The organism is Fibrisoma limi BUZ 3 (assembly GCF_000296815.2).
Taxonomy (GTDB): domain Bacteria; phylum Bacteroidota; class Bacteroidia; order Cytophagales; family Spirosomataceae; genus Fibrisoma; species Fibrisoma limi.
The window spans coordinates 369,226-382,371 of sequence record NZ_CAIT01000009.1; the positions used below are offsets into that span (position 1 = coordinate 369,226).

A 13,146-nucleotide genomic window follows, 5' to 3' on the forward strand; every position below is an offset into this window, starting at 1 on the left:
CTTGTCCGTCCGCTGTTATGAAGAACTACCTTATTCACTTGCTTAACTACGAAGCCTGGGCCAACAAGCGTGTTATCCAGGCGCTCGAAACCCTGGATACCCCTCCCAACCGGGCCGTGCAGGTTATGGGACACATCCTGTCCGCACAACAAATCTGGATTGGCCGTGTGACGAATGAACCAACGTTTGTCGCCATCTGGGAAGATATTCCTATTGCCTGGATGGCAGAAACGGCCGACCGGCAGCATCGCAAACTTGTTACTTACGTCACCAATCTGGCAGAACCGGAACTGCTGGCTCCCATTGATTACGTAACCTCAAAAGACCAGCCGTTCCAGAATACCGTGTTGGATATTCTGACGCACATGTCGCATCACTCAGCTTACCACCGTGGCCAGGTCGTACAATTGATCCGGCCAATACTTTCGGACGCCCCCATTACGGATTTCATTGTCTGGGTACGGGAATAAAAAAACGGGATCAACTGAGTAGCTGATCCCGTTTTTTCATACTAACGGACTATTTGAAGATATCCTCCTGATCAGGCATTAACGGGTTAGCAAATACATCGGCTCCGTTTATCGTCCGACGTACCGGTTCGCTCGTCGGGGCTTGCCGATGGTGCTGATACGCCTTCAACGACGAGTAGTGGCACACGTACGACTTACGCGTCAGGGCTGGATTGCGGATGGCGTCGCCCCCGTGGGCCAGCGACGCATGCCAGAGCAGCACGTCCCCTTTTTTAATCAGCAGCGTTTCTCGCTTCAGACCGGCCTCCTGACAAACTTTTTCGAGATACTGCGCGAAATCAGTCGGATTATATTTAGACTCTCCACTGTAAAACATTCCCGTAGTGCCGAAGTCAAACTTCCGAAGCCGGTGCGAACCAGGGAAGTAGAACAACGGCCCTGAGTCAATGTGTACGTCTTCCAGCGCAATCCAGGCGGCTGCCAGGTGGCTGGGGTTCTCCGACACTACGTAGGCAAAATCCTGGTGCGTTGCCTGCTGGCTGCCGTATTTAAACAGCAGGCTCTGCATCGCCACGACCCGATCGCCAAACACCGCTTCCAGAAACGTCACGATGCTGTTGTGCAGCATGATCTTCTTACCCATCACCGAGTTATCGTGGAAGTCCATGATCTTGATGTAGGGGCCATCGAGTACCTCCACCGGTACGTCTTTTGCTTCCATAACCGGCTGAGCCGCGTACTCGGGCCGGTCGATCCGGATGTTAGTCCGATACCGTTCGTGGTGTTCGATCAATTCTTCCACCTCACGCCAAAGCTGGTCGACCCACTCCTGCTGGATGGCTTTTTCCAGAATAACGTAGCCGTTCTGCTGCCAGAAACGCAGCTTCTCGGCCAGATCGTACGGAAAATTCTGACCACGCTGATACTGCTTCACGAATGAATCGATGTTGGCATTTTTCTTATCGATCCAGGGCAGGGTTGCGTACTCAAATTCGGTGAGGGGCGGCTTGGGCTGGGGAGTCAGCGCCTGCTTCACCATTGATTTCAAGCGGCTGGTTAAACTCATACTGATTGACGGGTTGCAACATGAAATGGTATTGACTTCGCTAACATACAGTATTATCGGAACTTACTGTACTTATGAAAACGTATGCATACAGTTTTTTACTTATCCGGAGGTTTGGCAGGTAGACATATGTAAGCTATAAAACAAAACCGGGCAACAGCCTGATAACTATTGCCCGGTTTATGAAGCAGGTGATGTTCTCGTGTTCAGCCGTCTATTAATTACCGGGATTGTTTACCCCCAGATAGTTTAGCTCAATAACTTCGCCCGGCGGGAGGAACGTATATGCGTTTCCATGGGTAATCTCAAACTGCTGGACGATGTCCTTCCACATGGGATGCCCCGCAAAACTTACCTTATAAGTGTGCATCTTCCCGTCATTGATGACCGGAATAACTACAAACTGATTAGGGTCGCGAACGCCCTTAGGGAAACGCAGGTTATTCTGATTGGGGTAACTGGGGTCCATGCCATCAGGGGCCTGCCCGTTGAGCAGCCACGTCAGATGCAACTGCGTCTGTGGACCCGAGTAGGCCATGCGGATGTAGACACTGTTGAACTCCGAGGCCAGAAAGCTGTGGTAGCCCGACATGAGCTTGGTGCCCCAGGCGTTGGTCACCCCGTTCTCGGTCTTGCCCGTAAACGTTACCTTCCAGTTGTCAGTCACAAAGGGCTCCTGCTGGTCATAGCCCCCATCCCAGATGAACCAGCCGTTGCGGCCATCGGCCTTGCGGAAGTGGAAGTCGGGGGTGTTCTGGCGGGGCTGGGCGTAGACAAACTCACGGACCTGCTGTTCGGTGCCCACCACGTAGGTGTACTCCTTGAGCCATACGTTCTCACTGTCAAGGTGAACCATCGGGTGGTTGGAGATGTACGTCATGGTGTTCCCCCCTTCCCAGTCGTCGCGCAGCCAGGGCACCGCTACGTTATAACTCCCGCGGTAGAAGCCCGGGCAGTACAGGCCAATTAGGCGGTTGGCGCCAATTTCAACGCCCTGCCAGGGTTCAGTCTGTCCGAAAGGCGTCCCCTGGTGCAGGAGGTAATCATCGCCATTACGTCGTTCAATACCGTTGGTCGCGGCCGTGGGCGCACCCGTAAACGGCTGAGAACCATTATAAAAACGAACCGTTTTAGCGCCGTTAATCATCATCATGGGCCACTCCTGCTGGCTGGCATTGTGGAACAGGTTGTCGCCCCGGCGGTGAGTCAGCCGAACTTTCACGTGGACCTTGTTGCCTTTTAGCTTCACCCATTGCTCATAAAAGAAGGGCAGCAGGCGCGCATCCATGTGCGGCCACGACAAACACTGAGCTTTGGTGTAAATCCAGCCGTTTACGATACCCTGATACAGAATAGGCGCCGGATTGCCGCCGTCGTCGCCGGCCTGCAGGGGGTTGTAGCCGATGCCTTTCCAGCGGGGCGAATCGTCGGAGAACGGAATATCCTCGTGCCCGCTGTACGAGCTCATACCCGATTCGCGACCCTGGTCAAAAAAGTTGATCAGATACTGATTCGTTACCTTATCGAAGATTTGCAGCGAGGCACCGTACTCTTTTCGCACCTCGATGCGTAGTACGTCCGACTCCTGCGTAAACATTTTGCCAATCTCCTTGTTATGGATGCGGTTTGTGTTGTATCCATTCCATTCGGTTTGTTCATTAGGAACCGGGTAAGTAAACGGCTCATCATCTAATTGAATTGGAGGTGGTTTTTGTACCGGTGGTTTTGGCACGTAGGGGCCTCGCTTCACGATATAGGCAACACACCGAGACTGGCAGGGCAGCGTAATTTGCCCCCAAACACCCGTGCAGGAGCACATGATCAGCAAAACACAGAGCAAGCGCGGATAGGCCATAGCAATGTAGTGACACAGTCGTGACCGAAATGGTCATGGACATTGAATCTTTACTTCGACTGCAAACTAAAAGCGTGCCAATTATTCTATTGTGCGGCACTATCCGGTCTAACTTATTTATTTCATTGAATAAAAAGGGTTTAAACCGACTTTTTTGTAAACAAAACAAGTCTTTTATATACACTCCCGACCAATTGTTACTACATGTGAAATTACTCACCCGGTTTGTTTACACCGAGGTAGTTTAGCTCAATAACCTCACCCGGTGGCACAAAATGCGAGTCCCCGCTATGGGTGATCTCAAACTGCTGGACGATGTCCTTCCACATGGGATGCCCCGCAAAACTTACCTTGTAGGTGTGCATCTTCCCGTCGTTAATCACATTGAAGGGAATAAACTGGTTGCGGTTTCGAATCCCGTTCGGAAACCGAACCTTGTTCTGGTTAGGATATCTGGGGTCCATGCCATCAGGGGCCTGCCCGTTGAGCAGCCACGTCAGATGCAACTGCGTCTGTGGACCCGAGTAGGCCATGCGGATGTAGACACTGTTGAACTCCGAGGCCAGAAAGCTGTGGTAGCCCGACATGAGCTTGGTGCCCCAGGCGTTGGTCACCCCGTTCTCGGTCTTGCCCGTAAACGTCACCTTCCAGTTGTCGGCCACAAAGGGCTCCTGCTGGTCATAGCCCCCATCCCAGATGAACCAGCCGTTGCGGCCATCGGCCTTGCGGAAGTGGAAGTCGGGGGTGTTCTGGCGGGGCTGGGCGTAGACAAACTCACGGACCTGCTGTTCGGTGCCCACCACGTAGGTGTACTCCTTGAGCCATACGTTCTCACTGTCGAGGTGGTAGAAAGGCCGATTCGATACGTAGGTAGACGTGTTCCCCCCTTCCCAACTGTCATTCGCCGGAATCGACATCACGTTGTAATTAGCCCGAAAGTAGCCAGGTGTGTAGAGGCCGATCATACGCGGTGCCCCATCCGGGTTCTTACCGATTTCAACGCCCTGCCAGGGTTCGGTTTGCCCGTATATCGTTCCCTGGTGCAGAATGTAGTTACCCGGCGACACTGTTTGTTCAATAGCATCCGTTACGGTCGTCGGAGCGTTGGTAAACGGGGCCGGACCATTGTAAAAATAGACTTTTCGGGCACCGTTTACGAACATCATGGGCCACTCCTGCTCGCCGGGTCCGTGAAACTTATTGTCGGCCCGGCGGTGAGTCAGCCGAACTTTCACATGGACCTTGTTGCCGTCGACACGTACCCATTGTTCGTAAAAGAAGGGCAGTAGTTTAGCGGTGGTATGCGGCCACGACAGGCACTGGGCTTTGGTATAAATCCAGCCATCGACAAACCCATGATACAGCACAGGCGCCGGATTACCGCCGTCGTCGCCGGCCTGCAGGGGGTTGTAGCCGATGCCTTTCCAGCGGGGCGAATCGTCGGAGAAGGGAATATCTTCCGGACCGCTGTACGAGCTCATACCCGATTCGCGGCCGAGATCATAAAAATTGATCAGATTCTGTTTGGTAACCTTGTCGTAGATCTGGACGGAAGCACCGTAATCCTGCCGAACCTCAATGCGCAGTACGTCAGACTCCTGCACTGAGCCAGGGCCAATAATTTTGTCGTAGATCTTGACACCGTTGTAATAAGTCCAGTTAGATTGATAGTTCGGCGTAACATAGATGAATGGACCGGGCGGTGGGGGTGTTCTGATTGGTGGTATGGTGCGGGACGGGCCAACCACGGCAACAATTTCCTCGTGATTGCAGCTAAACGGAACGGTGACGTTCATTAACGTAATACACAGGACTGTCCAGATAGAGTAGTGTTTCATACGTGGTTAAGGCAGCTTGCTCACCTTCAGCCTGTAAAAATACAGTGTATCCTTTCAGAAGCTTGCTATGACCAAACTTTGTTATGAGTTATATTTTTATGAAGCCCTGACCAGCCCCGGACGAATTCGTCTTCAGTTAACGTTATAACGTAGCGTTGCCCGCCCGGTAAATTGTACGTTGCCAACAGCATAAAGTGCTAAACTGCCGTACCTTTGCTGGGTAATTCCCAACGTATCATGTCACGTAACTTTAAGATTGGGGCGTTTCTGACCATTTGCATTCTGGCCACTACGTTCTCGTTTTATTTCTGGCAAGTGTTCAAAACTCCCAACCTGAATGCAAAGGAAGGCGCGAACGAACCCTTTGCCCTACTGATTCACAAAGGATCGACGTTTGACTCCGTTGTCGATTCGCTGAAAAAGCACGACGCCCTCGAAGATGAAGTTTCGTTTCGGTTTCTGTCCCGGCTCATGAAATACAACCAGCGGGTCAAGGAAGGCCGCTACGAAATTCCACCGAATACTGGCAACTACAACGCGATTGTTAAACTCCGCAGCGGCAATCAGGACCCGATGACCGTGACGTTCAACAACATCCGGCTCAAGAGCGATCTGGTACAGCGGCTCGGCAGCAAGTTTGAGTTCAGCACCGATACCCTCGCCCGGTTGCTCAACGACCCGGCGGTGTGCGCCCGATTTGGCTTCGATACGACCACCATCGTCTGCATGTTCCTGCCCAATACGTACGAGTTTTTCTGGACCATCAAGCCCGACGCATTTCTGGAGCGGATGGGTAAAGAATACAAAAAATTCTGGACGCCAGAACGCCAGGCAAAGGCCAAAGCCCTTGGCCTAACCCAGACCCAGGCGCAGGTTCTGGCTTCGATTGTAGCCGCCGAAACCAACAAGCGCGATGAGCAGCCGCGCGTAGCAGGCGTTTACCTGAACCGGCTGAAACGGGGTATTCGACTGGAAGCCGACCCGACACTGGTATTTGCCCACCGCGATTTTACCATCCGTCGGGTGCTAAACGTACATAAAGCCATCGACTCCCCATACAACACCTATCGCTTTGCCGGGTTGCCGCCGGGGCCAATCAACCTGCCGTCGCCCGCGACTATCGACGCGGTGCTGAACCCAGAGGAACATGACTATCTGTACTTTGTGGCCAAGGCAGACTTTTCGGGCTACCATACGTTTTCAAAAACCCTGACCGAACACATGGCAAACGCACGCATCTACCAACAGGCACTTACCCAACGAAATATTATGAGATAAGGAGGAAGAGAGGAAAGGTATCAGCAATTCCCTCCTTTCCTCCCCTTCCTCCTTTCTCTCTTTCCTCATTTTCTCCTCTTCTCCCCCATGTTCACCTACGACGTAACCGACATTCGGGTCCGCTATTACGACACCGATCAGATGGGCATAGTGTATTACGGCAACTACGCCCGTTTTTACGAAATTGGGCGGGTCGAAGCGCTGCGCGGCCTGGGTCTTAACTACAAAGACCTTGAAGATCAGGGTATCGGCATGCCGGTCTACGACATGAAAAGCCGGTTTATCCGCCCCGCCCGCTACGACGATCTCCTCACTATCCGCGTCATAGTTCGCGAGTTGCCCCGCACTCGTGTCGTATTTCAGTACGAAATTTACAACCAGGAGGGTCACCTCCTCAACACCGGCGAAACTACCCTCGTTTTTCTGAAGAAGGGAAGCCGCCTGCCTGTTACAATCCCTGATGAATTGCTGGAAGTGGCAAAACCTTTTTTTCAAACATAGGTTAGATTTTTAGTCGCCTGTCCATTAGTAACCGAATGGACCAGACAGTTAAGGACTTAACCGAGCAACGCAAAACGGCACAACGTTATGTTTGAAAAACTGATGAATTTCAAGGCGCTGGAGGGAACGAAACAGTGGATGCGGAGGCACCAGGCGTTTAACTCCAAGCGAACCTGGTACGACTTTCTGAACAGTCTGATTGAGAAAATCAGCAGCAACGATTTCAGCGAACGGGCATCAGCCGTAGCGTTTAATCTCTTTCTGGCCGTTTTTCCGGCCATTATTTTTTTGTTTACACTGATTCCGTACGTACCGATTGATAACCTCGACGACCGGATTATGAACCTGCTGCGTCGGGCAATTCCGGCCGGAACGTACGAAGCTGTTTATACCACCATCCGCGACATCGTTAGTCGACAGCGGGACAGTGTTCTGTCATTCGGTTTTCTCCTGACTCTGTACGCAGCTACGAGCGGCATGGTTGCCCTGATGAATGCGTTCAACTCATCGCACGAATCGGCTGATCAACGTGGCTTTCTGAAAGTTCGGATGACGGCCGCCGGCCTGACCTTTGTGCTGGCCTTTGGCCTGATCATAGCCATTGTTGTACTGGTGATTGGGGGAGTTGTTACCGATTACCTGCTGCAGTTTGGCATTCTGAACAACGTAGTAGTTGCCAACCTGCTCAGCATCGGCCGCTATCTGCTGGTGTTTGCCGTGTTCGTGGGCGTGGTATCGGTCATTTACCGGTTCGGGCCTGATGTGGATATGAAGTGGTCGTTTGTGACGCCGGGGTCCATTTCGGCATCGGTGCTGATCGTGCTGGTCACCTTGGTCTTCTCCTTCTATGTGTCCAACTTTGGATCATACAACAAGGTATACGGTTCGATTGGTACGCTCATTGCCCTGATGGTCTGGTTAAATCTGATTTGCCTGCTCCTTATTCTGGGCTTCGAAATGAACGTATCGCTCTACAACCTGGAGGGCGACAAAGACCCGGATCCTGCCGAGAAGAAGACTGCAACGACAAACGCCACCCTCAATACGTGAAGTGGCGTTTGTAAACCCTAACCCATAAATGTACTTTTCCTCGCAGCGGTTTGCCCCGAAGCATTCGGCTGATTCTCCCAAAAAACCGTGCCAGATTTTTGGGCAACTTGGTTGTCACTGATTTTGCGCTCCGTTTACTCAAAATGTTTACAATGCGATAGAATTATGATATATCATTACGGTACGCCGTCTTGATAAGGGATGCAACCTTGGCGGGATACTTCATTAATAAGCCGTTAGTAACGCATGATTTCGGTAACTGGGCAGTCCAACGACTTACCAATGAGTCCATACTTAAACCAGATTAAGCCCTGGGTAACCGTTATCTGTATCAGCTTCAACCACGAAGCCTACGTTGAAGAAGCGCTTCAATCGGTTGTGACGCAGACCTATCCGAACGTTGAATTAATCGTCATCGATAACGGCAGTACCGATCGCACACCTGAACGTATTGATGCCTTTGCGGCCAGACATCCGGGTGTTCAATTTATCAGAAATTCGGTCAACGTTGGCCTGAACCGGGCGTTCAATCAGGGACTCAAACTTGCGGGAGGCCGCTACGTAATCGACCTTTCAGCCGACGACGTACTTCTTCCCGATCGCATTGCCCGGCAGGCCGATCTGTTCGAACGACTGGCCGGGCCGTATGCGGTAGTGTTCACCAATGCGCAGTATATCGACGAAAAAGGTCAATGTATTGGTTACCATTACCCGGTAGATAACCAGGGGAAAGCCCGCGTGAGCGTTCCGTCGGGCGATGTTTTCCGGAACGTACTGGAGTCGTATTACATTTGCACCCCAACCATGATGATGCGCCGTGACGTACTGAACGAACTGGGTGGGTATGACGAAGCCCTCGCGTTCGAGGATTTTGACTTCTGGGTCCGCTCGGCCCGGCTCTACCACTACGCCTACCTCGACGACGTTTTGACCTGCAAACGACGGCTTTCCGACTCCCTGTCTGCGCAAATCGCCAGGGCCGACAATCCGCTTTTACACTCGACGCTGGCCGTCTGTTACAAAGCGTTAGCCCGTTGCGAGACCCCCGACGAGCGCCAGGCTCTGGCCCGACGTACAAGGCGGTTCGTTCGCAAAGCGTTCTACGCCGAACAGTTTGATCTGGCGCTGCGGTTTGGCCAGTTGTCGAGCCAGTTGGAACCACCGGATCTGTTGACCCGGTTCATCCTGGGCTTGAGCCGCCTTCACCTGCCTGTCAATGGAATCTACCGGACGTACTTAAAATGGCGGGGAGCCGACTACGCCCTTAGCCCGGTCACAAAACTGGTCTGAGTCGATGAACGTAGGGGCTTTGTTTCGGTTGACGGCAAACATCTTTGGCTCCGAAACGTTGACCATGAAACTGCTGTTTCCATGCCCGCTGAATTTATCCGACTATACCCTCAAAACCCCGACCCGCGCCGAATCCAGTACGTGGTCAATGCCCTGCGCGACGGCGCTGTGGTGATCTACCCCACCGATACGATCTACGGTATGGGCTGCGATATCCATAATGCCCGGGCGGTTGAGCGGGTAGCCCGTATTAAAGGCATCAAGCCGGCTAAGAACGATTTTTCGTTTATCTGCTACGACCTCAGCCACATCGCCGACTACGCCCGGGTGAGCAACCAGGCCTTCAAGCTGATGAAAAAGCTGTTGCCAGGGCCCTTTACGTTCATTCTCGAAGCCAGCAGCCGGGTGCCGAAGCTGTTGAACACCAACAAAAAGACCGTGGGTATTCGCGTACCGGATCACGACATTCCAAGGCAACTGGTTCACGAACTCGGCAACCCGATCATCACGACGTCCATCCGCGATGAAGATGAAGTGATTGAATACTCAACCGATCCGGAACTGATTTTTGAAAAATTCCAGCACCAGGTCGACATTGTAATCGACGGCGGTTATGGCGGAAACGTCCCCTCCACCATTATTGACGCCACGGACGACGATTTTTCAATCATAAGACAGGGGTTAGGTGAACTGGCGCTTTGAAAAGTTAAGGCAAGATTCTATACTTGCACCGTAGGGTTAAGTTCCTGGTAGGGATCATAGCCCTTTTTTTTGTGACTAACCTCTAAATTCTTATCGCAGTATGCGTTTTTCGTTGGCCGCTTTTACGTTTCTTGCTCTGAGCCAGCTAACCGGCTGTTCGTCGCAGTCGAATCAGGATGGTTCTCAGCAAAACGGTAAGCTCACGACCGAGGCTTCGGCCGAACCCACCAAAGCCCAATCCACGACCGTAGCCCGGCCCGACTCATCGGCTACGCCCGTTGCCGCGGCCAAACCCATCCGTACAGACGGCGTCTCGACCGGCGACCTCGAACTCGACTCGATGACGTATGCCCCCACGGAAGCGATTCTGCCCAAGAAGCGCATCTTCGCCTACTACGGTAACCCCCATTCGAAAAAGATGGGCATTCTGGGCGAGTACCCCAAAGACGAAATGCTCCGGCGACTCGACAATGAAATCAAAAACTGGGAAAAAGCTGATCCTAAAACACCGATCCAGCCTGCCCTGCACCTGGTAGCTATTTCGGCGCAGGGGGCACCCGGCAAAGACGGTGGCTACCGGCTCCGGATGTCGGACAAGACCATCAAGAAAGTGCTAAAATGGGGCAATGAGCACAACGCCCTTGTCTTTTTGGATATTCAGCGGGGCCACGCCCCCCTGGGCCCGGAGATGAAATACCTGGAGAAATACCTTAAGCTGCCGTTTGTGCACCTGGGCATCGATCCTGAGTTCTCGATGGTGACCGGTGCCAAACCCGGCACAAAAATTGGCTCCTACGACGCGGCCGACGTGAACCAGGCGGTTAACTTCCTCGCTCAGGTCGTGAAAGAAAACAACCTGCCGCCCAAGGTGCTGGTCGTTCACCGTTTTACGCAGGGCATGATCAAGAACTACAAAAACATCAAGCTCAACCCGAACGTCCAGATCGTGATGGATATGGACGGCTGGGGACCACCAGTTCTGAAGAAGGATTCGTACCACGACTACATTCAGAAAGAACCGGTGCAGTACACGGGTTTCAAGCTGTTCTACAAAAACGACTTCCGCAAGCCCGGCTCGCGCATCATGAAGCCGGAAGAAGTCCTGGCCCTAACCCCGGTGCCGATGTATATTCAGTATCAGTAAGATATAAGTTAGAATAACATTTAAGCCATAAAAGCTGGTGTTTGTCATCCTTCCGGGCGTTGGGATGACAAAAAGAATCTGACTTATACATCTATAGATCAAATATTTATCCGACATACATCCATAATTCACATTAGGTTGTAAGTTAAATTTTTTACGTACAAACGCGACAGTCGGCCCCTCCTGGGGCCGACTGTCGCGTTTAGATTCTCTTAAGAACGTTAAGAATAAATGGCGCATCATCACTTTTGATTGACAAATTCAGCTAGCGAACGTATCTCAAAAGCAAAAGCCCCGTCATCGCGAACGGGGCTTTTGTAAAGTTATATAACTATTTAAAACAACTACCGATTCTCAGCTACTGCTTTGAACTCGTCCAGCGATACGTCCTGGGTCACGATGGTCAACTGCGTTTTAGCGTACTCGATCACTTTGTCGTCGTAGACGCGATTGTACGTGCTGGTGTAGTTCTGGCCGTTGTTTTTCTCGTCCATCAGGTAGTTGCGGGCAATCCGGTCGATGGTCTGGTTCATCTCCTCGTTGTCGCCGGACATGAAACCAAACTGCTCACGTACCATCTGCCGCGTTACCTCCATCACCTCCTCAAATTCAACCTTGATGTCGGCCTGCTCAGCAATTTTGTTTTTAATCAGTTGAAGTTTCACCGACTTCGTGAAGTCGTCGTACTGCTCGTCGATCTGCTCGCGGGTAAATTTCCCTTCGTTCACTTCAGCCAGCCAATTCTTCAGGAACTCGTCGGGCAGCAGAATGGGCGTGTTATCCAGCAGCGTCTTTTCAATGTCGAAACGTAGCAGTTGGGCCGACTCGCGGGCATAGTTTCCCTGAATAATTTCCTGCACCCGGGCACGGAATTGCTCCTCATCTTCGACCGCACCGGCACCCAGCACTTTGTCGAAAAACTCCTGGTTCAGTTCAGCCGGCTCATGGCGCGTTACGTCTTCGATCGTGAACGAAAACTCTCCGGTCAGGTCAGCGGCTTCTTCCTTTTTAGCACCCGTAGCCAAGGCTCGGTCTTTTTCGTCCGGAAACGCCTTCTCCATATCGAACGTAAAGGTTTCGCCTTTCTTTTTGCCCACGAAGAACGGCAGATAGTCTTCGTCGACCTTGTTCAGCGGCAGTGCTGTTTTGGTTTCGAATGCCCCATCTACCTGCTTCAGTTCGCCATAGACCGTATCACCTTCGGCGGCTTCTTCGGCGTGCGTATGCGAGTGGAACTGCTGCTGGAGGTTAGCGATGGTTTCGTTCACCTCCTTTTCGCCGGCTACGATGTTATACTGCGTCACCGACGGCAGGTCGCTGAAATTAATGTCGAACTCAGAAGCCAGTCCCAGCGTATAGCTGAATGCAAATTCGGTCTGATTATCCCAGTCGATGGCGTCGGCCTGTTCGCGGTCAGGAACCGGATCACCGACAACCTGTAGCTTATTTTCGCGGATATACTGACTGACCGTACGGCCCAGCAGGTTGTTGATTTCGTCGACCAGGATGCTTTTGCCGTACATCTTCTGAACGAGCGATGCCGGTACATGGCCCGGGCGGAATCCTTTCAGCGATACTTTCCGGCCGTATTCCCGCAACTTTTTATCAACCTCAGACTTATAGTCCTCCGGGGTCAGGGTAATTTTCAGCGACGCATTGGTTTCGCTGGCTTTTTCGAGTGCTATATCCACAATCGTATCCGTTTAAAATGATAAAGAGCGAAAGAGTGAAAGAGCGAAATGTTAACGGCTGGCGTTCTTTCACTCTTTCGCTCTTTCACTCTTTACTTTCGTACGGGCGGAGGGACTCGAACCCCCATGCCTTGCGGCACCAGATCCTAAGTCTGGCACGTCTACCAATTTCGCCACGCCCGCAGGTAGCTCAGTTTTCGGTCAGTTAACGGGCCGCAATGTACTGGTTGGCCGTAAACCGAATACCGTAAACCGTTTTTC

11 protein-coding genes and 1 tRNA gene are annotated in these 13,146 nt (G+C 52.1%); 7 read left to right on the top strand and 5 right to left on the bottom strand.

What is annotated here, in order from left to right:
- Positions 1-17 precede the first annotated feature (17 nt).
- The gene (locus BN8_RS21040) at positions 18-470 is read left to right on the top strand and encodes a DinB family protein (protein ID WP_009283956.1); all 453 of its coding nucleotides are present in this window, start codon (positions 18-20) and stop codon (positions 468-470) included.
- A 49-nt stretch (positions 471-519) separates the two neighbouring features.
- Here the strand turns inward: BN8_RS21040 and BN8_RS21045 are convergent, their stop codons facing one another.
- From BN8_RS21045 to BN8_RS21055, 3 genes are all read right to left on the bottom strand, one after another.
- Positions 520-1,536 carry a phytanoyl-CoA dioxygenase family protein gene (locus tag BN8_RS21045; protein ID WP_009283957.1) on the bottom strand — a complete coding sequence of 339 codons (1,017 nt, stop codon included), beginning with the start codon at positions 1,534-1,536 and terminating at the stop codon, positions 520-522.
- 217 nt (positions 1,537-1,753) lie between these two features.
- Entirely contained in the window at positions 1,754-3,391 is a 1,638-nt protein-coding gene (locus tag BN8_RS21050) for a hypothetical protein (RefSeq protein WP_009283958.1), read from the bottom strand.
- A gap of 212 nt (positions 3,392-3,603) precedes the next feature.
- Positions 3,604-5,229, bottom strand: a complete 1,626-nt coding sequence (locus tag BN8_RS21055; protein WP_009283959.1) for a hypothetical protein — start codon at positions 5,227-5,229, stop codon at positions 3,604-3,606.
- A 237-nt stretch (positions 5,230-5,466) separates the two neighbouring features.
- On the opposite strand from BN8_RS21055, the gene mltG reads away from it, so the two are divergent.
- The 6 genes from mltG to BN8_RS21085 all read left to right on the top strand — a co-directional run bounded on the left by mltG (position 5,467) and on the right by BN8_RS21085 (position 11,194).
- The gene (gene mltG, locus BN8_RS21060; RefSeq protein WP_009283960.1) at positions 5,467-6,507 is read left to right on the top strand and encodes an endolytic transglycosylase MltG; all 1,041 of its coding nucleotides are present in this window, start codon (positions 5,467-5,469) and stop codon (positions 6,505-6,507) included.
- A gap of 87 nt (positions 6,508-6,594) precedes the next feature.
- The gene (locus BN8_RS21065) at positions 6,595-7,008 is read left to right on the top strand and encodes an acyl-CoA thioesterase (protein WP_009283961.1); all 414 of its coding nucleotides are present in this window, start codon (positions 6,595-6,597) and stop codon (positions 7,006-7,008) included.
- A gap of 87 nt (positions 7,009-7,095) precedes the next feature.
- Positions 7,096-8,058, top strand: a complete 963-nt coding sequence (locus BN8_RS21070) for a YihY/virulence factor BrkB family protein (protein ID WP_009283962.1) — start codon at positions 7,096-7,098, stop codon at positions 8,056-8,058.
- Positions 8,059-8,340: 282 nt separating this feature from the next.
- On the top strand, positions 8,341-9,348 hold the full coding sequence (locus tag BN8_RS21075) for a glycosyltransferase family 2 protein (protein ID WP_144051788.1): 1,008 nt from the start codon (positions 8,341-8,343) through the stop codon (positions 9,346-9,348).
- A gap of 81 nt (positions 9,349-9,429) precedes the next feature.
- Positions 9,430-10,050, top strand: a complete 621-nt coding sequence (locus BN8_RS21080) for an L-threonylcarbamoyladenylate synthase (protein ID WP_009283964.1) — start codon at positions 9,430-9,432, stop codon at positions 10,048-10,050.
- Positions 10,051-10,150: 100 nt separating this feature from the next.
- The gene (locus BN8_RS21085; protein ID WP_009283965.1) at positions 10,151-11,194 is read left to right on the top strand and encodes a hypothetical protein; all 1,044 of its coding nucleotides are present in this window, start codon (positions 10,151-10,153) and stop codon (positions 11,192-11,194) included.
- Between the two features lie 344 nt (positions 11,195-11,538).
- On the opposite strand, the gene tig is transcribed toward BN8_RS21085, so the two are convergent.
- Together tig and BN8_RS21095 are read right to left on the bottom strand one after the other, a co-directional pair.
- Positions 11,539-12,885 carry a trigger factor gene (gene tig, locus BN8_RS21090; protein WP_009283966.1) on the bottom strand — a complete coding sequence of 449 codons (1,347 nt, stop codon included), beginning with the start codon at positions 12,883-12,885 and terminating at the stop codon, positions 11,539-11,541.
- Positions 12,886-12,986: 101 nt separating this feature from the next.
- A tRNA-Leu gene (locus BN8_RS21095) sits at positions 12,987-13,068 on the bottom strand.
- Positions 13,069-13,146 lie beyond the last annotated feature (78 nt).

What these genes read in the sequence shown, in the direction of transcription:
- BN8_RS21040 (WP_009283956.1), top strand. Translation starts at nt 18, where the DNA reads ATGAAGAACTACCTTATTCACTTGCTTAACTACGAAGCCTGGGCCAAC.
- BN8_RS21045 (WP_009283957.1), bottom strand. Translation starts at nt 1,536, where the DNA reads ATGAGTTTAACCAGCCGCTTGAAATCAATGGTGAAGCAGGCGCTGACT.
- BN8_RS21050 (WP_009283958.1), bottom strand. Translation starts at nt 3,391, where the DNA reads ATGGCCTATCCGCGCTTGCTCTGTGTTTTGCTGATCATGTGCTCCTGC.
- BN8_RS21055 (WP_009283959.1), bottom strand. Translation starts at nt 5,229, where the DNA reads ATGAAACACTACTCTATCTGGACAGTCCTGTGTATTACGTTAATGAAC.
- mltG (WP_009283960.1), top strand. Translation starts at nt 5,467, where the DNA reads ATGTCACGTAACTTTAAGATTGGGGCGTTTCTGACCATTTGCATTCTG.
- BN8_RS21065 (WP_009283961.1), top strand. Translation starts at nt 6,595, where the DNA reads ATGTTCACCTACGACGTAACCGACATTCGGGTCCGCTATTACGACACC.
- BN8_RS21070 (WP_009283962.1), top strand. Translation starts at nt 7,096, where the DNA reads ATGTTTGAAAAACTGATGAATTTCAAGGCGCTGGAGGGAACGAAACAG.
- BN8_RS21075 (WP_144051788.1), top strand. Translation starts at nt 8,341, where the DNA reads ATGAGTCCATACTTAAACCAGATTAAGCCCTGGGTAACCGTTATCTGT.
- BN8_RS21080 (WP_009283964.1), top strand. Translation starts at nt 9,430, where the DNA reads ATGCCCGCTGAATTTATCCGACTATACCCTCAAAACCCCGACCCGCGC.
- BN8_RS21085 (WP_009283965.1), top strand. Translation starts at nt 10,151, where the DNA reads ATGCGTTTTTCGTTGGCCGCTTTTACGTTTCTTGCTCTGAGCCAGCTA.